Annotated in this window: 21 protein-coding genes; 5 read left to right on the forward strand and 16 right to left on the reverse strand. The window is 66.8% G+C overall.

All coding sequences use genetic code 11. From position 1 onward, the window contains the following. Positions 1–84: 84 nt before the first annotated feature. From ABIC94_RS05920 to ABIC94_RS05945, 6 genes are all read right to left on the reverse strand, one after another. Positions 85–1,551: a DEAD/DEAH box helicase gene (locus ABIC94_RS05920; RefSeq protein WP_354372076.1), complete on the reverse strand. Its 1,467-nt coding sequence runs from the start codon at positions 1,549–1,551 to the stop codon at positions 85–87. A gap of 131 nt (positions 1,552–1,682) precedes the next feature. Further along, entirely contained in the window at positions 1,683–2,570 is an 888-nt protein-coding gene (gene ypfJ, locus ABIC94_RS05925; protein ID WP_354372077.1) for a KPN_02809 family neutral zinc metallopeptidase, read from the reverse strand. A gap of 98 nt (positions 2,571–2,668) precedes the next feature. Continuing rightward, positions 2,669–3,235, reverse strand: a complete 567-nt coding sequence (gene dcd / locus ABIC94_RS05930; protein WP_013542862.1) for a dCTP deaminase — start codon at positions 3,233–3,235, stop codon at positions 2,669–2,671. 91 nt (positions 3,236–3,326) lie between these two features. After that, positions 3,327–4,613: a guanine deaminase gene (gene guaD / locus ABIC94_RS05935; RefSeq protein ID WP_354372079.1), complete on the reverse strand. Its 1,287-nt coding sequence runs from the start codon at positions 4,611–4,613 to the stop codon at positions 3,327–3,329. Positions 4,614–4,691: 78 nt separating this feature from the next. Beyond that, positions 4,692–5,675 (reverse strand): hypothetical protein, encoded by a 984-nt coding sequence (locus ABIC94_RS05940; protein ID WP_354372080.1) that lies wholly within the window; start codon positions 5,673–5,675, stop codon positions 4,692–4,694. Further along, positions 5,672–6,277 carry a short chain dehydrogenase gene (locus ABIC94_RS05945; protein ID WP_354372081.1) on the reverse strand — a complete coding sequence of 202 codons (606 nt, stop codon included), beginning with the start codon at positions 6,275–6,277 and terminating at the stop codon, positions 5,672–5,674. Before ABIC94_RS05945 ends, ABIC94_RS05940 begins: the two co-directional genes overlap by 4 nt. Before the next feature lie 103 nt (positions 6,278–6,380). On the opposite strand from ABIC94_RS05945, the gene ABIC94_RS05950 reads away from it, so the two are divergent. After that, positions 6,381–7,262 (forward strand): LysR family transcriptional regulator, encoded by an 882-nt coding sequence (locus ABIC94_RS05950; RefSeq protein ID WP_354372082.1) that lies wholly within the window; start codon positions 6,381–6,383, stop codon positions 7,260–7,262. Here the strand turns inward: ABIC94_RS05950 and ABIC94_RS05955 are convergent. Together ABIC94_RS05955 and ABIC94_RS05960 are read right to left on the reverse strand one after the other, a co-directional pair. Then, positions 7,259–8,359, reverse strand: a complete 1,101-nt coding sequence (locus tag ABIC94_RS05955; protein ID WP_354372084.1) for a BMP family ABC transporter substrate-binding protein — start codon at positions 8,357–8,359, stop codon at positions 7,259–7,261. The genes ABIC94_RS05950 and ABIC94_RS05955 overlap by 4 nt on opposite strands. An 87-nt stretch (positions 8,360–8,446) precedes the next feature. Then, entirely contained in the window at positions 8,447–9,391 is a 945-nt protein-coding gene (locus ABIC94_RS05960) for a LysR substrate-binding domain-containing protein (RefSeq protein ID WP_354372085.1), read from the reverse strand. A gap of 95 nt (positions 9,392–9,486) precedes the next feature. Here ABIC94_RS05960 and ABIC94_RS05965 point away from each other — a divergent pair, with 95 nt between their 5' ends. Then, positions 9,487–10,815: an MFS transporter gene (locus ABIC94_RS05965; RefSeq protein WP_354372087.1), complete on the forward strand. Its 1,329-nt coding sequence runs from the start codon at positions 9,487–9,489 to the stop codon at positions 10,813–10,815. Here the strand turns inward: ABIC94_RS05965 and ABIC94_RS05970 are convergent. Next, positions 10,776–11,837 (reverse strand): adenosine deaminase, encoded by a 1,062-nt coding sequence (locus tag ABIC94_RS05970; RefSeq protein WP_354372088.1) that lies wholly within the window; start codon positions 11,835–11,837, stop codon positions 10,776–10,778. The genes ABIC94_RS05965 and ABIC94_RS05970 overlap by 40 nt on opposite strands. A 107-nt stretch (positions 11,838–11,944) precedes the next feature. On the opposite strand from ABIC94_RS05970, the gene ABIC94_RS05975 reads away from it, so the two are divergent. Continuing rightward, the gene (locus ABIC94_RS05975) at positions 11,945–12,841 is read left to right on the forward strand and encodes an amidohydrolase family protein (RefSeq protein WP_354372089.1); all 897 of its coding nucleotides are present in this window, start codon (positions 11,945–11,947) and stop codon (positions 12,839–12,841) included. Here ABIC94_RS05975 and ABIC94_RS05980 read toward each other — a convergent pair. The 3 genes from ABIC94_RS05980 to ABIC94_RS05990 form a co-directional block, all read right to left on the reverse strand. Continuing rightward, positions 12,828–14,525 carry a PAS domain-containing protein gene (locus ABIC94_RS05980; protein ID WP_354372090.1) on the reverse strand — a complete coding sequence of 566 codons (1,698 nt, stop codon included), beginning with the start codon at positions 14,523–14,525 and terminating at the stop codon, positions 12,828–12,830. The two genes, ABIC94_RS05975 and ABIC94_RS05980, sit on opposite strands and share 14 nt — an antisense overlap. Before the next feature lie 43 nt (positions 14,526–14,568). Beyond that, positions 14,569–15,972: a serine hydrolase domain-containing protein gene (locus tag ABIC94_RS05985; RefSeq protein ID WP_354372091.1), complete on the reverse strand. Its 1,404-nt coding sequence runs from the start codon at positions 15,970–15,972 to the stop codon at positions 14,569–14,571. Between the two features lie 191 nt (positions 15,973–16,163). Further along, positions 16,164–17,066 (reverse strand): LysR family transcriptional regulator, encoded by a 903-nt coding sequence (locus tag ABIC94_RS05990; RefSeq protein WP_354372093.1) that lies wholly within the window; start codon positions 17,064–17,066, stop codon positions 16,164–16,166. Positions 17,067–17,205: 139 nt separating this feature from the next. Between ABIC94_RS05990 and ABIC94_RS05995 the strand changes: the two genes are divergently transcribed. After that, entirely contained in the window at positions 17,206–18,219 is a 1,014-nt protein-coding gene (locus ABIC94_RS05995; RefSeq protein WP_354372094.1) for a zinc-dependent alcohol dehydrogenase family protein, read from the forward strand. Between the two features lies 1 nt (position 18,220). Here ABIC94_RS05995 and ABIC94_RS06000 read toward each other — a convergent pair whose 3' ends face one another. Together ABIC94_RS06000 and ABIC94_RS06005 are read right to left on the reverse strand one after the other, a co-directional pair. After that, on the reverse strand, positions 18,221–19,405 hold the full coding sequence (locus tag ABIC94_RS06000) for an amylo-alpha-1,6-glucosidase (protein WP_354372095.1): 1,185 nt from the start codon (positions 19,403–19,405) through the stop codon (positions 18,221–18,223). Continuing rightward, a complete protein-coding gene (locus tag ABIC94_RS06005) occupies positions 19,392–20,390 on the reverse strand; it encodes a GlxA family transcriptional regulator (RefSeq protein ID WP_354372097.1) in 999 nt (332 codons plus the stop codon). The genes ABIC94_RS06000 and ABIC94_RS06005 overlap by 14 nt, the downstream gene beginning before the upstream one ends. Before the next feature lie 40 nt (positions 20,391–20,430). Between ABIC94_RS06005 and ABIC94_RS06010 the strand changes: the two genes are divergently transcribed. After that, positions 20,431–21,570, forward strand: a complete 1,140-nt coding sequence (locus ABIC94_RS06010) for a DJ-1/PfpI family protein (RefSeq protein ID WP_354372099.1) — start codon at positions 20,431–20,433, stop codon at positions 21,568–21,570. 72 nt (positions 21,571–21,642) lie between these two features. Here ABIC94_RS06010 and ABIC94_RS06015 read toward each other — a convergent pair whose 3' ends face one another. Both ABIC94_RS06015 and ABIC94_RS06020 read right to left on the reverse strand, forming a co-directional pair. Next, positions 21,643–22,818, reverse strand: a complete 1,176-nt coding sequence (locus ABIC94_RS06015) for a BMP family ABC transporter substrate-binding protein (protein ID WP_354372101.1) — start codon at positions 22,816–22,818, stop codon at positions 21,643–21,645. Between the two features lie 50 nt (positions 22,819–22,868). Continuing rightward, a complete protein-coding gene (locus ABIC94_RS06020; RefSeq protein ID WP_354372103.1) occupies positions 22,869–23,789 on the reverse strand; it encodes an ABC transporter permease in 921 nt (306 codons plus the stop codon).

Consider the following 23,789-nt stretch of genomic DNA (forward strand, 5'->3'; position numbering starts at 1 on the left):
GCACGGCGCTTGCCCAAAGAAAAAGCCGGCGATGCCGGCTTTTTCTTTGGGCAGAGGCCTCGCCGAAGCGGGCTCCGTGCTCTGTCAGCTCGTCTCGGCGCTCTTGAAGAGCGCCGCAACCTTGCGCTTGCTCTTGATGTTGCTCGAAATGCCGCGCGCAGGCGCTGCCTTGGCGGCGGCTTCCCAGTCGGGAGCGGCTTCGCGCTCGCCCGGTTCGTAGGGCTTGTCGAAGAACGGATCGCGCGGCGCGGAAGGCGCACGGTGCGGACGCCCGCCACCGCGGCGTGCATCGGCGCCAATGCTGCTGCGCTCGCGCGGCTGGTCGAGCACGTCGCGTGCGTCGCCGGCCTCGCCCTCTTCGCGCCAATGGCGGCGTCCGTCGTTGATGCGGCCGCGCGGCTTGTCTTCTTCGAACTCGACGGGTTCGAGCTCGATCTTCTTCTTGATCAGCTTCTCGATGTCGGCCACCAGGCGCGCATCGTTGCCGCCGCTGGCAAAGCTCACGGCCAGGCCCGAGGCGCCGGCACGGCCCGTGCGGCCGATGCGGTGCACGTAGTCTTCGGCGTTGAACGGAATGTCGAAGTTGAAGACCGCCGGCACGTCCTTGATGTCGAGGCCACGGGCCGCGACGTCAGTGCACACCAGCAGGTCGACTTCGCCGGCCTTGAACGAGGCGAGCGCCTTCAGGCGTTCGTCCTGGCTCTTGTCGCCGTGCAGCGCCGTGGTGCGAAGGCCGTCGCGCTCCAGCGAGCGCGCGAGGCGTGCGCAGCCGAGCTTGCTGTTGACGAAGACAAAGGCCTGCGTGATGCCGCGCTGCTTCACGATCTGCTTGAGCGCGCGGCGCTTGTCGTCGTCGCTCACGCTGTAGAAGTGCTGCTCGACGGTCGACGCCGTTTCGTTCGGCCGCGCCACCTCGATGGTGACGGGGTTCTGCAGGTAGCTGCCGGCCAACCGCTTGATTTCGGGCGAGAAGGTGGCCGAGAACAAGAGCGTGGTGCGCTGCTTGGGCAGGTAGCTCAGGATGCGCTGCAGGTCGGGCAGAAAGCCGATGTCCAGCATGCGGTCGGCCTCGTCGAGCACCACGTACTCCACCTGGTTGAGCACCGCGTTCTTGGCTTCGATGTGGTCAAGCAGCCGGCCCGGCGTGGCGACCAGCACCTCGACGCCCTTCTTGAGCTCGAGCGTCTGCGGCTTCATGTCGATGCCGCCGAACACCACCGTGCTGCGCAGGTTGGTGTACTTGGCGTACAGCTTGACCTGCTGGGCCACCTGGTCGGCCAGTTCGCGCGTGGGCAGCAACACCAGTGCACGCACCGGGTGCCGCGCGGGCGACGTGGACGAGTTCTCGTGCTTGAGCATGCGTTGCAGCAAGGGCAGCGAAAACGCCGCGGTCTTGCCGGTGCCGGTCTGCGCGGCGCCCATCACGTCCTGCCCCGAAAGCACGACCGGAATGGCCTGCTCCTGGATGGGAGTCATGGTCTCGTAGCCCATTTCGGCTACGGCGCGCGCCAGCGGTTCCGCCAGCGATAGATTGGAGAAGGAGCTTGTCATTAAGCCTTCTATTGTCGCACTGCCGCAAAAAATGGCAGTGACGGCGTCGTGACAACTCCCGCGCCGGCTACATTGCTATTTATTTTATAGCACCGAAGCTAACATTCATGCGCCCTGCACGCCATCGAGGCTCATAGGCTGCGCGCGTTGAAGGTGTCGCAAGACTTGATGTCGCCGCTTTGATACCCCGCGCCGAACCAGCGTTGGCGCTGCGCGCTCGACCCGTGGGTGAAGCTGTCGGGCACCACGGCGCGGCCCGCGGAACGCTGCAAAGCGTCGTCGCCGATCTTCTGCGCGGCATTCATCGCGGCCTCGATGTCGCCCGGGTCGAGCCACTTCTTCGACTCTTGCGAATGGTGCGCCCAGATGCCCGCAAAACAGTCGGCCTGCAATTCGACGCGAACGCTCAGCGCGTTGTTCTGCGACTGGCTCAGGCGCCCACGCATGCCGTCCACCTTGGCGGTCACGCCGAGTTCGTCCTGCACGTGGTGGCCGACTTCGTGCGCAATGACGTAGGCCTGGGCGAATTCGCCAGGCGCGCCGAGCTGGTTCTTGAGCGTGTCGTAGAAGCCGAGGTCGATGTACACCTTCTTGTCGCCCGGGCAGTAGAACGGCCCCATGGCCGATTGCCCGGTGCCGCAGGCCGTGGGCGTGGCGCCGCGAAACAGCACGAGCCGGGGCGCCTGGTAGGTGCCGCCGTTCTGCCGGAAGATGTTCGTCCAGACCACTTCGGTGTTCTTGAGCACGGTCGAGACGAAAGCCGCCTCGCGGTCACTCGAGGGCGGCTTGGGTGCGGGCCCCTGTTGCTGCTGCACCTGGACCTGTTCGCCACCGCCGCCGCTCAGCAGGCTGAGCACCGTGAGCGGATTGATGCCGAAGATCCAGCCCGCGATCAGCGCGACCGCGATGGTGCCGATGCCGATGCTCCGGCCGCCGATGAAGCCGCCTCCGCCTCCACCGCCACCCTCACCGCGGCGGTCTTCGACGTTGTCCGATTGTTCGTTGCCTTCCCATCTCATCGCAGTCTCCTTGCCGGCCTTGCAGAAGTTGCCGGAGCGTCGCAGGATGGTACTTGGCCCGGCCGCCTGTTGCGTAACCAGCGGTCAGAACGCGTGTATCAGGTCTTGGGAAGCGTGACGCCGCGCTGGCCCTGGTATTTGCCGCCGCGGTCCTTGTAGCTGGTTTCGCAGACTTCGTCGCTCTCGAAGAACAGCACCTGCGCGCAGCCCTCGCCTGCGTAGATCTTGGCGGGCAGCGGCGTGGTGTTGCTGAACTCGAGCGTCACATAGCCTTCCCATTCGGGCTCGAACGGGGTCACGTTGACGATGATGCCGCAGCGCGCATAGGTGCTCTTGCCCAGGCAGATGGTGAGCACGTTGCGCGGGATGCGAAAGTACTCGACCGTGCGCGCCAGCGCAAAGCTGTTGGGCGGAATGATGCAGTAGTCGCCGTGCATGTCGACGAAGCTCTTCTCGTCGAAGTTCTTCGGGTCGACCACGGTGCTGTGGATGTTGGTGAAAACCTTGAATTCGGGTGCGCAACGGATGTCGTAGCCGTAGCTCGAGGTGCCGTAGCTGATGATCTTGTGGCCGGAGGCCTCGCGCACCTGGCCGGGCTCGAAGGGCTCGATCATGCCGGTCTGTTCGGCCATGCGCCGGATCCATTTGTCGCTCTTGATGCTCATATGCGGTCGCCGATGCTGCTGCGGGGGAGGAATGGCACGAATTGTGGCATGCGCCATGCCCCCACCCCCTCCGGCTGCGACGGGCCTGCGGTTACCCCGCTTGCGAGATCACCGTGCGCTCGACCAACCGGTCGTCGCCCAGCACGATCATCGCGAACAGCAGCTCCTCGAGGCTGTTCGCGCGGGCGGCCTTGCGCGCCAGCAAGGGCGTGGCCTGGGGGTTGAGCACCAGGAAGTCGGCCTCGCAGCCGGGCTGCAGGTTGCCGACCACGCCATCGAGCCCCAGCGCGCGCGCCGCGCCGCCGGTGTGGCGCCACCAGAGCTGCGAAGGGGCGATGCTCAGGCCGGCCTTGGTCTGACCCTCCCGGCCCACGTAGTAGGCCGCCATCATCGTGTGGAAGGGGCTGAAGCTGGTGCCGCCGCCCACGTCGCTGGCCAGGCCGTACGGGTAGCCGACGCGGTCGGCCGCGCCGAAGTCGAAAAAACCGCTGCCCAGGAACAGGTTGCTGGTCGGGCTCACGGCGGCCGCCGTCTTCGTGTCGCGCAGCAGCGCGCGATCGGTGTCGTCGAGGTAGATGCAATGCGCGTACACGGCGCGTTCGCGCATCAGCCCGAAGCCGGCGTACACGTCGAGATAGGAGCGCGCCTTCGGATAGAGCTCCCGCACCCAGGCCACCTCGTCGCGGTTCTCGGCCACGTGCGACTGGATCCACGTGTCCGCATATTTCGCGGCCAGTTCGCCCGCCCCGCGCATCTGCGCGTCGGTGCTCGCGGGCGCAAAGCGCGGCGTGATGGCGTAGCCAAGACGATCAATGTTGTGCCACTTGCGGATCAGCGCCTCGGAGTCGATGAGGCTCTGCTCGGTCTCGTCGCGCACGCCGTCCGGCGAATGCCGGTCCTGCAGCACCTTGCCGCTGATCATGCGAAGGCCCCGGCGCTGGGCGCCCCCGAAGAAGGCATCGACCGACGCCACGTGCGACGTCGCGAAAGCCAGCGCGGTCGTCACGCCGTTGCGCAGCAATTCGTCGAAGAACACATCGGCCACTTCGTTCGAATGCGCCGGGTCGATGAACTTGGCCTCCGCCGGAAAGGTGTAGTTCTCGAGCCAGGGCAGGAGCCCCGGCGAAGGCGAGCCGATGATGTCGGTCTGCGGAAAATGGATGTGCATGTCCACGAAGCCCGGCGCAAGGATGCGGCCCGGCAGGTGGGTCAGCTCGGCATCGGCGTGGCGCGGCGACACGGCGGCATGGCTGCCGGCATCGAGCACGCGCTGGCGGCCGGCGCCGTCGGGGGCGACGACCAGCAGGCCGTCTTCATCGAATACGGGCAGGCCGGCGTCGTCGAATCGCAGGAGGGAGGCGCGGTAGGCTTTTTTCATCGTTGCTGCGGAGGGTAAACCAGCCCGGCAGCGCCGCAATTTCCATGCGCGTATGAGTGCTATATGCCGTCCCCCACTTCAATCCGGCGGCAAGGCGCGCGACTGGATGTCGAAAGGCACACCGCGGGGAACGGCCGCGTCGTCGTCCTTGTGCTTGAGCAGCAGCGCGTATTTCGACTCGATGAAATAGACACGGTTGCCAAGCACCGCTCCGGAGGACGGGTCGTTGAGCCCCGCCACCACCGTCTGCAGGCCGAGCTTCGCGCCGTCGATGCGTGCCACCGTGACCTGCCCGCCGTAGGGTCCGTCGCCGAAGGCATTGCTCTCGAACAGCACCAGCCGCCCGGGCTTCCAGGCGCGGATCGCGTCGACGTTCTTCATCACGCGCGGCGCCCCGATGCGCGTGACTTCGCCGGCCCCGCCATCGGCGTTCAACCCGATGCGCAGCAGATGCGACGCGGCAGCCACGAGGCTCACATAGATGCCCTGGCCGCCATCGATCGCAATGCCGTTCAAGCCCTTGTACGGCCCATCGCCGGCCAGCGCCGGGCTTTCTTTCCAGACCGTGAGCGCGGACGCGCCCGGCTCGAGCCGCAACACGCGCGGGTGGAAGGAATCGGTCACGTAGATATTGCCGCTCGCGTCCTGCGCAAGGTCGTTGCAGTAGCCCGCATCGGGCATGGCGTAGCTTGCACGCGGCGTGCCCGTTGCCAGGTCGTAGCGCTTGAGCGCGCTCGGTGCCTGCGGCACGGTGGTGAAGCCGCTGTTGCCCGAGCAGACCCACAGGGCCTGGCGTTTCGCATCGACCAACACGCCCTGCCCGTTCGCGAGGCCGTTGGCGCCGGGCTTCACGAGCACCTCGGCCTTCGGCGCGGCGCCCGGCTTCAACCGGGCGACCGCGCCCTGGCGCCAGCTGCCGACGTAGAACGCACCATCCGGCCCGATGGCCACGCTTTCCGGATACCAGTCTTCGGGCAGCGCCTGTACGGCGGGCGGTGCGGCCGTAGCGGCCGCCGCGGCGAGCGCGAGCAGCGCGCCGGCCAGTCGCGTGCGCCTGCTCATTGCCACACGCGAAACACGCGCCCCGTCAGCGGACCTTCGACGCTGCGCACATAGGCCAGCGCCACGCGCGCGGCCGGCACGGTTTCGACGCCCGGAAAGAGCGCGCCATACGCTTCCAACGATTCGGTCAGCAGCGTCGGACTGACCGCATTGATGCGCAGGCCGCGTGTCAGCTCGATGGCTGCACCTTTCACGAACCCCTCGACCGCCGCATTCACTGCCGCCGCATTGCCTCCCCCGCGAACCGGATCGTCGGCCGCTACGCCCGTGGTCAGCGTGATCGAGCCGCCATCTGCCAGAACGTGCTGCCCCAGCAGCGCAAGGCGGACCTGGCCGAGCAGCTTGTCCTGCAGGCCGATGTTGAAATCGGCCGGCCGCATTTCAGCGAGCGGCCCGAAGAACAGCCCGCCGGCCGCCGAGACGATCGCATCGACGCGCCCTACCGCGGCATACAGCGCCTCGACGCTCGCGTCGCTGGTGATGTCGACCTGCCGGTCGCCGCGCGTGCGGCCCGCACGCACCACCTCATGTCCGCGCCCGGCCAACGCCTGTGCCACGGCACTGCCCACTGCGCCAGTCGCGCCCACAACAAGAACCTTCATGGAAAACCTCGCCAGATGAATCAGGAAGGTTCCATTGTTTTGCGAATCGATAGTTTGATAAATTGCCATCCGGTTCGGCAATTCGAAACTCTGAGTTCTCAATATGGACAAGCTGCGCGCGATGGAAGTCTTCGTCGCCACTGTGGACGCGGGCAGCTTTGCCGCTGCCGCCGAGGCGCTCGATCTCTCGGCCGTGATGGTCGGCAAGCACATCCGCGCGCTTGAAGATCAGCTCGGCGCCCGTCTGCTGGAACGCACCACGCGGCGCCACGCGCTCACCGAAATCGGCGCCGCCTACCTGGAGCGTTGCCGCGACGTGCTCGCGAGCGTGCACACGGCCGACGGCGTGGCCGAGTCGCTGCGCGCCATGCCGCAGGGCGTGCTTCGGGTGACAGCGCCGGTGGCCTATGGCGCACACCGGCTCACACCCGTCATTGCCGAGTACATCGCCGCCTATCCGCAGGTGAAGGTGGACCTGAGCCTTAGCGATCGCGTGGTCGATCTGGCCGAAGAGGGCTTCGACTGCGGTATTCGTTCGGGCGCCGCGGTCGATGAACGGCTCATTGCGCGGCCGCTCGCATTGGCGCGCATGTTCGCGGTGGCAAGCCCCGCCTGGGTCGCACGCCATGGACTTCCGAAGCACCCGTCCGAGCTGGCAGCTTTCCCGCTGCTCGGCTTCGCCGCGTGGGGGCCGAACCATTCATGGCGCTTCACGCGCGACGGCCAGACGGTACTGGTGCCGGTGCGCGGCCCGCTCACCACCAACAACGGCCAGGCGCTGCTGGCCGCGGCGATGGCCGGTGTCGGGGTGATCGTGCAGGCCGACGCGCTGCTCGGCCCTGCCTTGGCCTCGGGTCAGGTGGTTCGATTGCTGCCCAAGTGGGAGCTGCCGACACGGCAGGTTCACATCATGCGGTTGCCCGAAGCCCGGCCCAGCGCCAAGCTCCGGACCTTCGTCGACTTTGTCGTCGAGCGACTGGGCTAGCGCGCGACGCGCCCCTGCACGCCTTCGGCCAGCCAATTCATCTTCAGGATCTGCTCGTCGTTCAACTGCGCGCCCTTGGCAATGGCAACGCGCCCTTCGTTGTCGCGCACGTCGCCGTTCACGGCACGAAACGGCTGCAGCTTGCCCGCGGCAATGTCCTGCTGGCGCGCCAGCACCTCCTGCTGCACGGCCTTGGGCACCTTGGTGCCGAAATCGCCCACGCGGATCATTCCTTCCTTCACGCCGCCCCAGACATTGCCGCTCTTCCAGCTGCCGTCGAGCATGGCGCGAGCGCGCTGCGTGTAGTAGCCGCCCCACTGGTGCGTGACGGCGACGATCTGCGCATCGGGCGCGATCTTGCGCATGTCGGAGTGGTAGGCCACGGCCATCTTGCCGCGCTCCTGCGCCGCGGCCATCACCGCGGTGGAGCCGGTGTGAAAGGCGACCACATCGGCGTTCTGGTTGAACAGCGCCATGGCGGCATCGCGCTCCTTCGGCGGATCGAACCACTCGTTGAGCCAGACGACGATGACCTTGGCATTCGGATTCACCGAGCGCATGCCCAGCGTGAACGCGTTGATGCCCTGCAGCACCTCGGGGATCGGAAAACCCGCCACGTAGCCCGCAACGTTCGTCTTCGTCATGCGGCCAGCCGCAATGCCCGCGAGGTAGCGGCCCTCGTAGTAGCGTGCGTTGGAGGTCGCCACGTTGGGTGCGGCCTTGTAGCCGGTAACCGATTCGAACTTCACGTCGGGGAAGTCTTTCGCCACCTTCAGCGTCGGCTCCATGTAGCCGAAGCTGGGCGTGAAGATCAGCTGGTTGCCCTGCTGCGCCAAGTCGCGAATCACGCGTTCGGCATCGGCCCCTTCGGCCACGTTCTCGACGTAGGTGGTCTTCACCTTGCCGCCCAGCGCCGCTTCCACGGCCTTGCGGCCTTCTTCATGCTGGCGCACCCAGCCGGCATCGGTCACCGGCGCCACATAGACGAAGCCGATTTTCAACGGCTCTTTCGGAGCCTGCGGTTGCGAAAAGGCGGGAGATAAAAAGCAAGCGGCTGCCCACGCCAGAACGGCGCGGCCCGCGAGGTTTTTGTACATGGTGGTCCTCTACATGGCCCCGGAAAAGCAAAAACCCGCAGCCGGCCGGGACGCCCGGCTGCGGGGTGCGGATTTTAGCGGGGCCGTTCAGTGAAGCTGCGCGGGGTCGGCCTGCACGTGCTGGCGCACAGCCTCGAGCAGCAGCGTTGCGAGCCGGCCCACCGGCGCCTCTGCGCTCGCTTGCGAGCGGTAGAGCGTGAGAGACATTTGCGGCAGCGCCGGAAGGCCGACCGCCGTGCGGTCGATGGCCCGCACGTGCGCCGGCAGGCCGAAGGGCGTGCGCACCGAAAGCCCCAGCCCGGCCGACGTCGCGGCCCACAACGCAGCGAGGCTGGCGCTGGTGAATGCGTGGCGCCACGGCGTGCCCGCGCGATCGAGCGCGGCGGTGACGATTTCGCGCAGCGGGCACGGTGCATCGAGCAGCACCAGCGGCAGCGGCTCCTTGCTCCTGCGCGCCCCGGGGCGGCGCTCGCGCTCTTTCCACCAGGACGCGTCGAGCGCATCGGGCGCCCTGGGGCCGATCCACTGCAAGGGCAGCCGCGCCACGCGCTCGCCGTGCGGCGTCATCTGCTCACCGGTGTCCCACACCAACGCAAGGTCGAGCTGCCGGAGTTCGAGCCGTTCGCGCAGCTCCGCGCTGCGCGCCACGCAGGCCTCGATGCGCACCTTGGGGTGCGCGCGCGCAAAACGCCCGAGCACCGCGGGCAGCAGCGTTTCACCGAAGTCTTCCTGCAGGCCGAGCCGCACCCAGCCCTGCAGGTCGGCACCGCGCATGGCGGCGCCGGCCTCCTCGTTGAGCTCGAGCATGCGATGCGCATAGGCAAGCAGCGTTTCGCCCGCATCGGTGAGCTCCAGTCCGCGGCCGGCCTTGCGGAAAAGCGCGGTGCCGGCCTGCGCTTCGAGCTTCTTGAGTTGCGCACTCACCGCCGACGTGGAGCGGCCCAGCCGGTCGGCCGCGCGCGCATAGCTGCCGAGCGCGATTCCGGTGGAAAAACTGCGCAGCACGTCGAGATCGAACATCACCTGGGACATGGGCTCTTCCTTTTTTGATCATCCTGTTTTTCGGGACGATCGGCTCATTATTTTCTGATTTTCAAAACCTTCGCAACAGCGGAAACTGCGCCGCAATGGCTTCTTCAACTCCCCCCCCTTCGCTCCCGCCCCGCCACCGCTGGAGAGTGCTGGCGGCGGGCGTCGCCGCGAACGCGGCGTTCTCCGTGGCTTTCAGCGGCATTCCGATGACCGCGGTGCTGATGCGCACCGGCTACCAGCTCGACAACGCCACGCTTGGGCTGGTGCTCGGCCTCATGGGCCTGGGCATCGCAGTCAGCGAACTGCCATGGGGCCTGCTGACCGACCGCTGGGGTGACAGGCCGGTGCTGCTCACGGGCCTCGGCAGCACCGCGATTGCCCTGGTGGCCATGGCGCTGTGGGCAGCACCGAGCGGACAGCACATTCCAAGCCTGGCCTGGCTGGGCGGCGGACTGCTGCTGGTCGGCCTTCTCGGAGGCAGCGTCAACGGTGCCAGCGGCCGGGCGGTGATGACATGGTTCGATGCCGGGGAGCGCGGGCTCGCAATGAGCATCCGCCAGACCGCCGTGCCGCTGGGCGGTGGCATCGGCGCGCTGGTGCTGCCGTTCGTGGCGCTGCACTTCGGCTTTGCCGCGCTCTACGGTCTGCTGGCGCTGCTGTGCGCGCTCAGTGCGGCAATGAGCTGGGCCTGGGTGCACGAGCCGCCAGTTGCGCCGGCGTCACCGACTGCGCCGCACACCAGGGCCGTGGCGCCCGAAGCCGCGGCCATGCCAAAGAGCGGCCCGCTGCGCGACGCCCGTGTGTGGCGCATCGTGGCCGGCATCGGCATTCTTTGCGCGCCGCAGTTCGCGGTGCTGTCTTTCGGCACGGTGTTCCTGCATGACTTCGGCCATGCCGGCCTCGCGACCATCACGGCCACCATGGTCTTCGTGCAGATCGGCGCGATGGTGATGCGCGTATGGAGCGGCCGCTGGACCGACCGTCGCCGCAACCGCCCCGCCTACCTGCGCGCTTGCAGCGCACTCAGCGTGCTGTTGTTCGCGGGGCTCGCGGGCCTGTCGATGGCGGCGGGCACGCACACCGCCGACTCATCGGCGCTGCGCATGGCGCTGGTTGCGCTGCTGGCGGCGAGCGGTGTCTGCGTGTCGGCCTGGCACGGCGTGGCCTACACCGAACTCGCCACGCTGGCCGGTGCGGCCCGCGCGGGCACCGCGCTGGGCATGGCGAACACCAGTGTGTTCCTGGTGTGCTTCCTCACGCCCCTCTCGATTCCGCACCTGCTCGCCCTGCAGGGCTGGCCGCTGGTGTGGCTTGCGGCCAGTGCCTGCGCGCTGGTGGCGATGCCGCTCCTGGTGCCGCGGCAATCCGCTGCGGCGGTTGCCGGTCAGAAGGTTGCGAAGACGGCGTTGAGCCGGTCCACATAGGCGCGCTTGGCCGCCACGTCGATGAAGCTGCCTTCGAAGCTGTTCGCCGCGAGCTGCCATGCCTGCTGGACACTGAGCCCGGTGGCCGCGAAGGTCTGCGTGAAGTTCTGGTTCATGTAGCCGCCGAAGTAGGCCGGGTCGTCCGAGTTGACGGTGGCGACCAGCCCCGCGTCGAGCAGCGCGCCGAGGTTGTGCTGTGCCAGATCGGGGAACACGCAGAGCTTGAGATTCGACAGCGGGCACACGGTGAGCGGAATGCGCTCTTGCGCAAGCCGCTTCATCAGCGCCGGGTCTTTTGCGCTCTGCACGCCGTGGTCGACGCGCTCGACCTTCAGCACGTCGAGTGCGCTCCACACGTACTCTGGCGGGCCCTCCTCGCCCGCATGCGCGACCAAGTGGAAGCCCAGTTCGCGGCAGCGCGCGAACACGCGCGCAAACTTTTCGGGCGGGTGTCCCACCTCGCTCGAATCGAGTCCCACGCCGATGAACTTATCCCGGAACGGCAGCGCCTGCTCCAGCGTCTCGAAGGCTTCTTCTTCGCTCAGGTGGCGCAGGAAGCACAGGATGAGCGCCGCGCTCACGCCGAGCTTCGGCCCTGCGTCGACGCACGCACGGTGCAGACCGTTGACCACCACCTCCATCGGCACGCCGCGCGCCGTGTGCGTCTGCGGGTCGAAGAACATCTCGGTGTGCACCACGTTGTCGGCCGCGGCGCGCTCCAGGTAGGCCCAGGCCATGTCGTAGAAGTCTTGCTCCTTCAGCAGCACGCTGGCGCCGGCGTAGTAGATGTCGAGAAAGCTCTGCAGGTTGGTGAAGGCGTAGGCGCGGCGCAGCTCCTCGACGCTCGCATAGGGAATGCTCACGCCGTTGCGCTGCGCGAGCGCGAAGATCAGCTCGGGCTCGAGCGAGCCTTCGATGTGCATGTGCAACTCGGCCTTGGGCATGGCGCGCAGCAGTTCGGGCAGGCGGTCGGCGGCAATGTTGCCGAAGCTCTTGTCGAAGACGGGTCGGAAATCGGTCATGGTGGGGAAATCAGGCGTTGTGATTGCGCACAGCATAAGCGCTGCCGCGCCCGTGCGCGAGGCCGCGGCGGCCCGGATAATCGGGCTTCCACCCGCATGAGGATTCCATGAGAGCCATTGCGCCTATTGCAGCCCTGCTCCTGGCCGCCTGCTCGGCGGTTGCCGTGCCTTCCGCCCTTGCGCAGACACCCTACGCCGGCCCGCTGTTCGACACGCACCTGCACTACAACCAGGAAGCCTGGGACGGCAATACCGGGCCGTATCCGCCGGCCGAGGCGCTCGCGCGCATGCAGCGCAACGACGTGAAGGCGATCATTGCCAACTCGCGGCCCAACGCCGGCACGCAAACCCTGGCCGCGGCGCGCGAAACCCGCGAGGCGGGCGTTACCGTGGTGCCCTTCGTGCGCCTGTACCGCAACCGCGACGACTACAGCAACTGGTTCCGCGACGAGACCATCCACGAGATGGTGCAGACCGAGCTGGCGCGCGGCACCGCAAGCGGGCCTTACCGCGGCATCGGCGAATTCCACCTGTACGAGAGCGCCAATGCCAACGGCCCAGTGGCGAAAAAGCTCATTGCGCTGGCAGAGCGGCAGAAGCTCGCGGTGCTTGCGCACGTCGACGACGTGGCAATCGACCTGCTGATGGCCAACGCACCATCGAAGGGGCAGAACCTGCGCCTCATCTGGGCCCACACCGGCATCGGCGGCGCGCCAATCGAGCGCGTGCAGGCGCTGCTCGAGCGCTATCCGCTGCTGATGGGCGAACTCTCTTACCGGCCGGGGCTCACCTGCGAAGGCGGCAAGCTGTGCCCCGAATGGCGCACGCTGCTGCTCAAGTACCCCGACCGTTTCGTGGTCGGCTCCGACACCTGGGTCAACCAGCGCTGGAGCGCCTACGACGACATCATGCGCGGCTACCGCACCTGGCTTGGCGACCTGCCGCCCGACGTGGCGCAGCGTATTGCCTGGGGCAACGCGGCCGCGCTGTTCAGCCTGCGCTGAGTGGGGCTGCTGCCTTGGTCTCGACCGGCAGCTCGAGCGTGAACGCCGCACCGGTGCCGAGCCCGTCGCTGTGGGCGGTGAGCGTGCCGCCCATTTCATGCGCTGCGATCACCGCGCTGTGCAAGCCGAACCCATGGCCGGTTTTCTTGGTGGTGAAGCCGTGCACGAACACCTGGGTCAGCGCCTGCGTCTCGATACCCACCCCGTTGTCCGCCACGCAGATGCGAAGCCGTTGCGCAAGCGTCAGGTCCACGCGCAGCGTGAGCCTCGGCTCGCGGTCGGTCACGCCGTCCATGGCCTGCTCGGCGTTGCCGATGAGGTTCACCAGGATCTGAAGTATTCGCCCGTGATCGAGCATCAACTCGGGAACGTCGGCAATCTCTTTTTCGACCACCATCTGGCGCCGCTTCAGTGCCTCTTCATTGATGCGCAATGCATCGTCCACCAGATCGCGGATCTGCACCTTCTCCAGCAGCCTGGAAGCGCCGGCATGGGCCTGCTGCGCGGCGATGATCTCCTTGATGTGCTCCACGTTCTTGCTCAGCGCTGTCAGCTCCTTGACGGCATCGTTCTGCTCCGCCACCAGCGCGGAAGCCAGCTGGCGCAAGTAACCGGGAAGCACCTTGCCCTTGGGGTCCGAAGCCAGGAACGCGCCCAGGTCGTCCGCATGGTCTTCCATCAGCTGGACTGCCCGGGCAAGCCCCGGGACCTTGGAGGCGCGAACGCGCGAAAGAATCAGCGCGGCGGAGACGTTCACGCTGTTGAGCACATTGCCGACGTTGTGCAGCACGTTGGTGGCAATCCTGGCCATGCCGGCCAGATGCGAGGCTTCGATCAACTGCTTGTGCACCTCGGCAATCTGGCGTTCGGCCTCCTTCAGATCGGAGATGTTCTTGGTGATGCCGAAGGTTCCGACAATCTGGCCCGCCTGGTTGCGCAGAGGCATCTTCGTGGTCAAGGCCCAGGTGTCGGGCCGCCCGTCCATCCAGGTTTCCCTTTCCACCTTGCCGATCATCGGCAAACCCGTGCGGATGATTTCCTGCTCGTCCTCGAACGCCGGGCGGGCGTGGTCTTCGGAAAAGACGTCGAAATCCGACTTTCCCACCAACCCCTCGGGCGTGGCCATGCCGAACTCGAGGGCCTGGGCCGTGCTGGTCTTGATGAAGCGGGACTGCGCGTCCTTGAAGTAGATATGGTCCGGAGAGTTGTCCAGCAGCGCGCGCAGCAGACCGCGCTCGTTGGCCAGCATTTCGTCCTCTCGATGGCGCCGGGTCACGTCGAACAAGACCCCCTGGCTGCCGACGACCGCTCCGCCCGCCCCCCGCACCGCGGACTCGACAACCTGCCAGCTTTGCGACTGCCCGCCCGCGCCTGAATAAACTTCCTCACGCTCGAGCTGCTCCCCGCTCTGCATGATCTGCGCGTGCTGCCGGTCTTCCTGCCCGGCGAGTTCCGGCCGCCACATCGAGTCCGGCTCTTGCGCGGCTTCGGAAGCGATCTCGGCGGCCGTGCGGCCCAGGATCCGGTCCGCGGGCATGCCCTTGAGTTGGCAGAACCGCGCATTGACGAACACAAAGCGCCCCGCGGCGTCCTTGCGAAAAATACCGACGGGCAACTGCTCGACGATCAGTGCCGCGTCCTGCGGGAGGATTGCGCTTGCGACCGAGGCGGTTTGGCTTGGCATGGCGATGCAGTTCCCAAAAAGTGTCTTATACCCGGCGGTGCCGCTAGTCCGCGGCCCTGCCTTGCACCTGGGCCTTGAAGCCGCGGTTGTTTTCGAAGCCCACGTTTACCGTCGAGCCATCGAAGCGCAGGAGGTACATCGACACGTCGCCGTCGCTCAGCGAGCGCGAGAAGATGCGAAAGCTCTGCGGGTCGGTCCAGTCGCCCCTGACCGCGACCGGTGCATCGGCCACCTTCTCGTTGATGCGGTAGTAGCCGTCGAGCCCCAGCGGCCCGGTCACCGGCTCGGCAGGTGCGCCGGCGCGTGCATTGTCGAAGAGTATTTCGTAGCTTGGGTTGGCCGCCGTGAGATCGAGCATCAGCCGTCTCACACCCAGCACATTGCGATCGAATTGCCAGACCTTGCGCGAGACCGTCGAAGCAAGCTCGGGCGCGGGTACCACCGGACTTTGCTTTTCTACGGACGCTGCGCGAATGCGATCGGCCAACCGGGCCTGCGCGGCGCCGTCTTCTGGTAGCGGCCGGGCCGAACGGGCAGAGGCCACGATCATGTCGATGAACGGAGGCAGCAGGTAGTTGCGCCGCCCCGTGACCACGGCAACCACGTCGATCTCGGGCAGCACGATGATCAGCTGCCGGTTCATGCCCGCGGCAATGTAGGCGCGCTTTTCCGGAATGGTCCACCAGCCATTCGCATATCGGAACACGGGCCCATCGCGAAAGTCCATGTTCACCGAGGCGTTGAACACCTGGTCGACCCACGCGGCCGGCAGCAACTGGCGCCCTTCCCATTGGCCCTTGCGCAGGTAGAGGTAGCCGATCTTCGCCATGTCCCGCGGATGCAGGTAAAGGCCGGAGCCGCCGGTTTCGATACCTTGCGGGTCTTTGCGCCAGCGAAGGTCGCCAATGCCCAGCGGCTGGAACAGCCTGCGCTGCGCATAGGCCAATGTGCTGCCCCCTGTTCGCTTGGCAAGAAGGGCCGACAGCAGGTGCGTGTTGCCGCTGTTGTAGTTGAAGCCGCTGCCGGGCGGCTGCGCCATCGGGCGGTCGAGCACAAAGCCTTGCCAGTCGCGGCTGCGCCCGAACTGCAGTGCCGTCTCGGGCACCGAATTGTCGAGCTTTTCCTTCCAGTCGAGGCCCGAGGTCATGTCGAGCAAGTGCCCGATGGTCATCACCTTCTTCGACGCATCGAGATTGGCGATGGTGCGCTCGGGAAAGAAGTCGATCACGCTCTGGTCGCGCGAGGCGAGCAGCCCGTCCTGGATTGCCATGCCGGTGAGCGTTCCGACGACGGCCTTGGTGGTGGAGTTCACCGCATGCTTGAGACTCGCGCGGTAGGGTGCGTAGTAGGCCTCGGCAACCAGCCTTCCGTGGCGCGTGACGAGCAGGCTGTCCATTGCGTTTGCGGCGCCAAAGTCGACCAGCCTGGCGACCGCGGCTGAATCCATGCCTTGCGCCTCGGGTGTGCTTGCCGACCATCCGGCGGTTGGCCAGACAGCCGGTTCGTCGGCCGGCGCGGCCCTGAGAGGCAGGGCTGCAAAGAGCAGCGCGACGGCCATGCTGGCCAGGAGGTTTGTGTTGCCGTGCGCACGCATACCGCTCTCCCAGTGAGTTTGGCGCAGATCATATCGGCGTTGCTTCAATCGCCGAAGGCCCGCAGCATCGCCTTGCGCAACCAGGACTCCGCCGAGTCCTTGTCGGTCACGGCGCGCCACGCGAGCTTGATCTGGTAGCTCGGGCTTTCGAACGGCAAGGCCTCGTAGCGAAGCCCGCCCTGCGCGGACAGCGCCTGCGCCACGTGCTCGGGCACCGTGGCCAGCAGCTCGGTGCCGGCCAGCACGGCAGGCAGGCTGCCGAACTGCGGTACCGAGAAGGCCACGTCGCGCTGCCTGCCGAGCTCGTCCAGTGTTTCGTCGACAGTGCCGCAGAGGTCACCCGCGTAGGTGACGAGCACATGCCGTCGGCGGCAGTAGTCGTCCAGCGTGATTTTTCCGGCGGCCGAGTCGGCGCGCAGCAGTGCGAAACGCGCCGTGCGAACCTTGCGAACCTTCGCACCCGCGGGCAGGTCTTTCAGAAAGCTCATCACCGCGCTGACCTGCCCGTCGTCCAGATGCTGCGCAGCATTGCGGTAGCAGACCGTGAGCGTCACCAGCCTGGCGCGCGGCGCTTCGGCACTGAGCGCGCGAAGCAGCCGCGGCAGCATGGCAATCTGCAGATCGTCGGTGAGGCCGATGCGAAACACCGGCGCGGCGCGTTCAGGCTCGAACTCCGCCTGTGCCCGGAATGTCGCCTCGATCTGCTCGAGCGCCGGCCCGAGTCCTTGCATCAGCGCCAGCGCGCGCTCGGTCGGCTCCATCGTCCGCCCCTGGCGCACCAGCAGCGGATCGCCCGTGAGCTCGCGCAGCCTTGCAAGTGCGTGGCTCACTGCGGGCTGCCCGAGGTTCAGGCGCTCGGCGGCGCGGCTCACGTGTCGCTCGCGCATGAGCGCCGCCAATACGGTGAGCAGGTTCAAGTCGATTCGGCTGAGTTCGATGGGTTTCATCCAGGCGCTTTGGAGCTATCGATTGCGTGCATGCCGAATATCGTATGAATCGATTTCCTTGATTGTGTTGGGGCCACTAGATTGGCCTGGTCGGTTGCTCCAGTGCTGCAACCCTCGTTCTTTCAAGGAGTGTTTTTGTATGAGGAAGATGGTTCGCTTTCACGAGTTCGGCGGTGCCGAGGTGCTGAAGCTCGAGCAGGTGGCAACGCCCGAGCCCGGTGTCGGCGAGGTTCGCATTGCGGTGCAGGCAATCGGTCTGAACTGGGCCGATGCGCTGTGGCGGCAGAACTCTTACATCGAAGATGCAACCCTGCCTGCCGGCCTGGGCAACGAGGCGGCCGGCGTCATCGACGCGGTGGGCGCAGGTGTCAGCGGCTTCTCGGTGGGAGACCGCGTTGCGGTTCTACCCGGTGCCAATCAAGGCCGCTACCCTACCTACGGCGAGAGCATCCTGTTCCCGGCGACGCACGTGGTGCGCTATCCCGATGAGCTCTTGCCCGAGCAAGCCGCGGGCGCCTACATGGCCTACCTGACCGGTTACTTCCCCATGTTCGAGATGGCAAGCCTGCAACGCGGACAGGCGCTGCTCGTGACGGGGGCGTCGTCGGGCACGGGCATCGCGGCGCTGCAGATGGCACAGGCCGCCGGCATCGTCGCCATTGCCACCACCCGCACGACGGCCAAGCGCCAGGCGCTGCTCGAGGCGGGCGCAGCGCATGTGGTGGTCACGCAAGACGAAAACGTGGTTGAACGCGTGCTGGCACTCACCGACGGCCGCGGCGTCGATCTGGTGTACGACGGCGTGGGGGGCCCGCAGATGGAACGGCTCGGCGACGTTGTCGCACAGCGTGGCTGGTACGTGCTGTACGGGCTCTCGGGCGGCGCGGAGCTCAGGTACCCGGCTCTTGCGCAGTTTCGCAAGAGCTGGCGCTTTCATGTCTACACGGTTCTCGAGTTCATCGGCTCGCCCACGATGGGCCTGCCGCGCGACGAGCTCGCATTCGGCCGCGCGCTGCGCTTCGTCAACGAAGGCCTGGCCGGCGGCGCCTTGCAAATGCGCATCGACCGCCGCTTTGCGCTCGACGATGTGGTGCAAGCCCACCAGTACCTCGAACGCGCCGGCCACATCGGCAAGGTCGTTCTCACGGTCTGAGCTACCAGGCCGCTTCGCCACCTTGCAGGGCACGCTGCGCGAGCAAGAAGGTGGCGGCGTTCCAGCTCTGGCCCGCCATTCCCATCGGCACCAGCGTGCGGCCATGGAACCACTCGGTAAAGCGCCAGTCGCCGAGCTCGTTCACATGCGCCAGGCGCGCAAGCTCGGGCCAGGCGAGATCGTGCAGGCCCATGCGCGCGAGCGCCATCACCCAGAAGCCACCGACGAAGGGCCAGATGCCGCCGTTGTGATACTGGTGCACGACGTTCTGCTGATGGCGCGCCATGTACGGCCGCCACAGCGCATGCTCGCGCGTCAGCGGATGCAGCACCACGCGCACCGGGTAGGGCTCGCAGGCACGCGCCGCCACGATGGTCTTGACGATGCGGTTCGCCATCGCGGGATCGGCCAACCCGCTCTGTATGGCCAGCACATTGCCGAACACGTCTCCTTCATTGCCGACGAACGAAAGATTGACGAAGCTGAGATACAGCCCGGGGTCATCCCGGCCGCGGCGCGCATAGTGCCGCAGCAGCCGGGCGCGGTGGTACTCGGGAAGGTCCTGCTGAAACGGATTGAACAGGTGGTTGAAGTGATGCTCGGTGGCTTCGGCGTGGTCCAGCGCGAAGCGGCGTTTCACGTCGTACCAGAGCGCGTTGGTGTACAGCACGTAGCCCGAGCGGGGCATGATGTCGGCCCAGTCGCTGGCCTCGTTCTGCTGCAGCAGCCGGAAGTGCTGGTGCTCCTGCGCCAGCAGCCAGCCGATCGCGCGTTCCACCTCGCCGCGCCAGTGCAAGGGGCCGACGCGGCCATGGCGGCGCACATGGTCCACCGCAATCAGCCACCACAGGGTGGCGTCGATGCAGCCCAGGTACCAGAAGTCGGCGTCGCGGCCTTCGGGGTCCACGTATTTGGGAATCTGCCCGTTGGCCGCCTGCTGCGCGGCCAGCGCATCGAGGCTGGCCACCGCGCCCTCCTCCAGCGCGGGCACGCCGCTGCCGCACATCGCCATCACGCAGATGGCGGCGTCGCGTCCGAAGATGCGCGTGTAGCGCCGCGCCACGGCCGCCTCGGTGGGGCTGGCGGCCAGGATGCCGTGCGGCGTGAGGTTGCGTTCCAGAAGCTGGATGGAAGCTCGGGCACAGTTGTCGATCAGCGTGTGGGTGGAAGCGTCAAGTTTGGTCATGGGTTCGATAGGCTTGCGGCGTCTGGCCGTGCTGCCGTGCGAATGCGCGCTGCAGCGCATCCACCGAGCGAAAACCGCTGCGGCTTGCGATCCGGTCTTGCGGCCACTGCGTCTGCCGCAGCAGTTGCGCGGCGGCTGCCACGCGAATCTGTTCAACAAAGCGCGCCGGCGTACGGCCGGTCTCGGCCGCGAAGGCGCGCGCGAAGTTCCGCGGGCTCATCTGCACGCGCGCGGCCAGCACCTCCACCGACAGGTCGTCCTGCGGATGCGTGCCGATCCACGCCACCAGTTCGCGCAAGCGGTGGCTGGCCGCGGACTGCGCCTGGAGCGCCTGGCTCAACTGCGGCTGCTCTCCGCCGCGCAGCATGGGCAACGCCAGCGTGCGGGCGATTTCCATAGACACCGCATGTCCGAGGTCGTCTCCGACCAGCGCGAGCGCAAGCTCGATGCCGGTGGTCACGCCGGCCGACGTCCACACCGGGCCGTCGTGCACGTAGATACGCTCGCGCCGCACGCGCACCTGCGGCCGCAGCGCCTGCAGCTGATCGCAGGCGCGCCAGTGCGTGGTGGCCTCGCGGCCGTCCAGAAGGCCGGCCACGGCGAGTGCGAATGCGCCGCTGCATACGCTGGCAACGCGGCGTATGCCCGGCGCAATCTCGGCGAGCCAGGCGCCGATGCGCTGCTCGACGATGGCCGCGCGCACGCCCGGCTCGTCGCCGCCGGCGACGATCAGCGTGTCGATCACCGCGGGCAGTTGCCGCAGATTGCACGTTCCGGCAAAGCTCAGGCCGCCGTTCGTCAGCACGTTGCCGCCGCTGGGCGATGCGATGTGCAGGCGGTAAGTGCCGGGGCGCAGCAGCTCGGCCTTGCTGAAAACGCTCGCCGGGCCGGCGATGTCGATCGCCTCCACGCCGTCGAACGCGACAAGCACCACATCGCTGGCAGGAACCGCGGTTTCTTCGTCCTTGCGGATCAGGGTCTGCATTCGTAGTCTCAGGGCATCGTCACGTCGACAAGGAACGGCCATGCGGAAATGGGTAGGGGCGCTGATCGGAGCAAGTATTGCAGCCTTTGTGCTGGCAGGCTGCAGCGGGGGCGCGACACCGCTTCCGCCCGTGCAGGCCGATGCGGCCCGCAGCGAGCGCGAAAAGCAGGCCTTCGTCGAGACGCTGAAGCCGCGCCGCGAAGGCAGGCCCGTGATCGCCGTGCTCGCCCTGAACGAAGGCACCGAAATGACCGACCTGCTGCTCCCGCACGCAGTGCTCCAGCGCGCCGATGTGGCCGACATACGAATTGTGGCGCCGCGCAGTGGGCGGGTGAGCCTGTATCCCGCCCTGGAAGTCGATGGCGCGCAGGACTTCGCCAGCTTCGACCGCCTTCATCCTTCGGGCGCCGACTACGTGATCGTGCCCGCGATGATCACCGAGGACGATCCTGCCGTCTCCGCCTGGCTGAAACGGCAGGCGGCGCGGGGCGCACGCGTGATCGGCGTCTGTTCCGGCGCGCTGGTGGTCGGCCGCGCCGGCCTGCTCGACGGGCGTCGCTTTGCGGGCCACTGGTACGACCGCGGCACCCTGCAGAAGCGCCATCCCGGCGCCACCTACGTGCCGCACCAGCGCTACGTGATGGACCGCGGTGTCGCAACGACCACGGGCATCACCGCCTCGGTGCCCACCATGCTCGCACTGGTCGAAGCGATCGGCGGGCCCGAGAAGGCAAAGGCAGTCGCCACCGACCTGGGCGTGGCCTCCTGGAGCCCCGAGCACGACAGCACGCCGTTCTATCTCGACGCCGGCCGCAGAGCCGACTTTCTGCTGAACAAGGCTGCGTTCTGGCGCCAGGAGCGGCGCAGCATCGAGGTGCGCAACGGCAGCAACGACATCGCCCTGGCGCTCGTGGCCGATGCCTGGTCGCGCAGCGGGCGCGCCAGCGTCGAGGCGGTGTCGGCCTCAGGGCCGGTGACGCTGCGCAGCGGACTGGTGCTCATGGCGCAGGCCTCCAGCAACGGGAAAGCGCCGCCCTTGCCGCTCTCGGCAATGCTCAAACCCGTGCAGCAACTGGACCGAACCCTGTGCGAGATCGGCGAGCGCCACGGCGCAGCGCGGCGCAGCTGGGTCATGCTCGAGATGGAATACTCTGGGCCGTTGAGCGGCTGTCCGAGCTGATCTACAGCCGCACAAAAACAAAAAAAGGGTCGCTCGGAGGCGACCCTTTTCTGGATACAACGCTCGAAGCGATTACTTCTTGTCGCCGCCCGGCACCTTGCCCTCGACGCCCTTGACGTAGAAGTTCACGCCCGAGAGAAACTTGTCGTCGGCCACGGCATCCTTGGCGACCACTTCCTTGCCGTCCTGGCCCAGGATCGGGCCCTTCCAGATCGCGAAGCTGCCGTCCTTCAGGCCCTTCTTCACTTCCTCGACCTTGGTCTTGATCTCGGCCGGCACGTCTTCGGCGATGGAGACGATGTCGATGGCGCCTTCCTTCACGCCCCACCAGCTCTGGCCGGTGGCCCACTTGCCGTCGAGCGCGTCTTGCGTGGCCTTGATGTAGTACGGGGCCCAGTTGATGGTGGCCGAGGCCAGGTGGGCCTTGGGGCCGTAGGCGGTCATGTCCGAATCCCAGCCGAAGGCGCGCTTGCCTTTTTCCTGTGCGGTCTTGAGCACGGCCGGCGAATCGGTGTTCTGGAACAGCACGTCGGCACCGCCGTTGATGAGTGCCGTGGCGGCTTCGGTTTCCTTGGGCGGGCTGAACCATTCGTTCACCCACACCACCTTGGTGGTGATCTTCGGGTTGACCGACTGCGCGCCCAGCGTAAAGCTGTTGATGTTGCGCAGCACCTCGGGAATCGGCACCGAGCCGACCACGCCGAGCGTGTTGGTCTTGGTCATGGCACCGGCAATCACGCCGGCCATGTAGGCGCCTTCATAGGTGCGGCTGTCGTAGGTGCGCATGTTCTCGGCGGTCTTGTAGCCGGTGGCATGCTCGAACTTCACGTCCTTGCTGTCGGTGGCCACCTTGAGCATCGGTTCCATGTAGCCGAAGGTGGTGCCGAAGATCAGCTTGTTGCCTTGCCCGACCATGTCGCGGAACACGCGTTCGGCGTCGGCGCCTTCGGGCACGCTTTCGACGAAGGTGGTCTTGATCTTGTCACCGAATTCCTTTTCGAGCGCCTTGCGGCCGTTGTCGTGCGCGAAGGTCCAGCCGCCGTCACCCACCGGGCCGATGTATGCGAATGCGATGTTGAGCGGCGCAGCCGGTGCCGGTGCGGCGGCAGCAGGCGCCGGGGCTGGCGCGGGGGCTGCAGCCGGTGGCGCTGCCTCTTCTTTCTTGCCGCAGCCGATCAGGGCTGCCGAAGCCACCGCGGTCAGGGCGGCGAGCTTGAGCAGGGAAGAGCGCTTGTTCAGATCATTCATTGTCGGAAATCCTCAAAAAAGGACAGGTTGGCGGGAAACGAAAAACGAGATTATGAGCCGGGGTAGAACGGCTTTCCGATGGATGCCGGCATGTTGATGCGAATGAACGCCGGGTTGCGCGAAATCAGGGCCAGCACGACGATGGGCGCGATGTACTGGAGCATGCTGAGGAACTGCGGCGGCACGTCGACGCCGCTGCTCTGCAGATGAAAGCCCAGCATCGAGACGCCGCCGAACAGGTAGGCGCCCAAAAGCACGCGAATCGGCCGCCAGGTGGCAAAGGTGGTGAGCGCCAGCGCGATCCAGCCGCGGCCCGCGACCATGCCCTCGACCCAGAGCGGCGTATAGACCGTGGAAAGGTAAGCCCCTGCCAGCCCGCACAGCGCGCCGCCCGCAATCACCGCCATGAAGCGGATGCGCCGCACGGGGTAGCCGAGCGCATGGGCCGACTCGGGCGATTCACCGACCGAGCGCAGCACGAGTCCGGCGCGGGTGCGGTACAAAAACCAGATGAGCCCGAAGGTCAGCACCACCGCGAAGTACACCATCGGGTGATGGCGGAACAGCGCGGGGCCGATGAGCGGAATGTCGCTGAGCACAGGCACGGCGTACGACACGCTTTCGGGTAATTTGGCCTGCACGAAGTTGATGCCCGCGAACGCGGAGAAGCCGACGCCGAACAGGCTGAGCGCAAGCCCGGTAGCGTACTGGTTGGTGTTGAGCCAGATCACCAGCACGCCGAAGAAGGCCGCGAGCAATGCGCCAGCCGCCATGCCGGCCAGGAAGCCGAGCCAGGGGTTGTGCGTGACGACCACAGTCGCAAAGCCCGCGATGGCCGCGCACAGCATCAGGCCTTCGGCGCCGAGGTTGACGATGCCGGCCTTCTCGTTGATCAGGAGGCCCAGTGCCGCGATGGCGAGCACGGTGCCGGCGCTCAACGTCGAGCCTAGAAGGAGTGCGTAGCTGTCCAT

Source organism: Variovorax paradoxus (assembly GCF_040544635.1).
Classification (GTDB): Bacteria; Pseudomonadota; Gammaproteobacteria; order Burkholderiales; family Burkholderiaceae_C; genus Variovorax; species Variovorax paradoxus_R.

Excerpts from the sequence above, each read along its gene's own strand:
- ABIC94_RS05985 (WP_354372091.1), bottom strand. The coding sequence starts at position 15,972 with ATGGATTCAGCCGCGGTCGCCAGGCTGGTCGACTTTGGCGCCGCAAAC.
- ABIC94_RS05960 (WP_354372085.1), bottom strand. The coding sequence starts at position 9,391 with ATGTCCCAGGTGATGTTCGATCTCGACGTGCTGCGCAGTTTTTCCACC.
- ABIC94_RS06015 (WP_354372101.1), bottom strand. The coding sequence starts at position 22,818 with ATGAATGATCTGAACAAGCGCTCTTCCCTGCTCAAGCTCGCCGCCCTG.
- ABIC94_RS05920 (WP_354372076.1), bottom strand. The coding sequence starts at position 1,551 with ATGACAAGCTCCTTCTCCAATCTATCGCTGGCGGAACCGCTGGCGCGC.
- ABIC94_RS05950 (WP_354372082.1), top strand. The coding sequence starts at position 6,381 with ATGGACAAGCTGCGCGCGATGGAAGTCTTCGTCGCCACTGTGGACGCG.
- ypfJ (WP_354372077.1), bottom strand. The coding sequence starts at position 2,570 with ATGAGATGGGAAGGCAACGAACAATCGGACAACGTCGAAGACCGCCGC.
- dcd (WP_013542862.1), bottom strand. The coding sequence starts at position 3,235 with ATGAGCATCAAGAGCGACAAATGGATCCGGCGCATGGCCGAACAGACC.
- ABIC94_RS05975 (WP_354372089.1), top strand. The coding sequence starts at position 11,945 with ATGAGAGCCATTGCGCCTATTGCAGCCCTGCTCCTGGCCGCCTGCTCG.
- ABIC94_RS05970 (WP_354372088.1), bottom strand. The coding sequence starts at position 11,837 with ATGACCGATTTCCGACCCGTCTTCGACAAGAGCTTCGGCAACATTGCC.
- ABIC94_RS06005 (WP_354372097.1), bottom strand. The coding sequence starts at position 20,390 with ATGCAGACCCTGATCCGCAAGGACGAAGAAACCGCGGTTCCTGCCAGC.
- ABIC94_RS05945 (WP_354372081.1), bottom strand. The coding sequence starts at position 6,277 with ATGAAGGTTCTTGTTGTGGGCGCGACTGGCGCAGTGGGCAGTGCCGTG.
- ABIC94_RS05955 (WP_354372084.1), bottom strand. The coding sequence starts at position 8,359 with ATGTACAAAAACCTCGCGGGCCGCGCCGTTCTGGCGTGGGCAGCCGCT.
- ABIC94_RS05995 (WP_354372094.1), top strand. The coding sequence starts at position 17,206 with ATGAGGAAGATGGTTCGCTTTCACGAGTTCGGCGGTGCCGAGGTGCTG.
- ABIC94_RS05965 (WP_354372087.1), top strand. The coding sequence starts at position 9,487 with ATGGCTTCTTCAACTCCCCCCCCTTCGCTCCCGCCCCGCCACCGCTGG.
- guaD (WP_354372079.1), bottom strand. The coding sequence starts at position 4,613 with ATGAAAAAAGCCTACCGCGCCTCCCTCCTGCGATTCGACGACGCCGGC.
- ABIC94_RS06000 (WP_354372095.1), bottom strand. The coding sequence starts at position 19,405 with ATGACCAAACTTGACGCTTCCACCCACACGCTGATCGACAACTGTGCC.
- ABIC94_RS05980 (WP_354372090.1), bottom strand. The coding sequence starts at position 14,525 with ATGCCAAGCCAAACCGCCTCGGTCGCAAGCGCAATCCTCCCGCAGGAC.
- ABIC94_RS06010 (WP_354372099.1), top strand. The coding sequence starts at position 20,431 with ATGCGGAAATGGGTAGGGGCGCTGATCGGAGCAAGTATTGCAGCCTTT.
- ABIC94_RS05940 (WP_354372080.1), bottom strand. The coding sequence starts at position 5,675 with ATGAGCAGGCGCACGCGACTGGCCGGCGCGCTGCTCGCGCTCGCCGCG.
- ABIC94_RS05990 (WP_354372093.1), bottom strand. The coding sequence starts at position 17,066 with ATGAAACCCATCGAACTCAGCCGAATCGACTTGAACCTGCTCACCGTA.
- ABIC94_RS06020 (WP_354372103.1), bottom strand. The coding sequence starts at position 23,789 with ATGGACAGCTACGCACTCCTTCTAGGCTCGACGTTGAGCGCCGGCACC.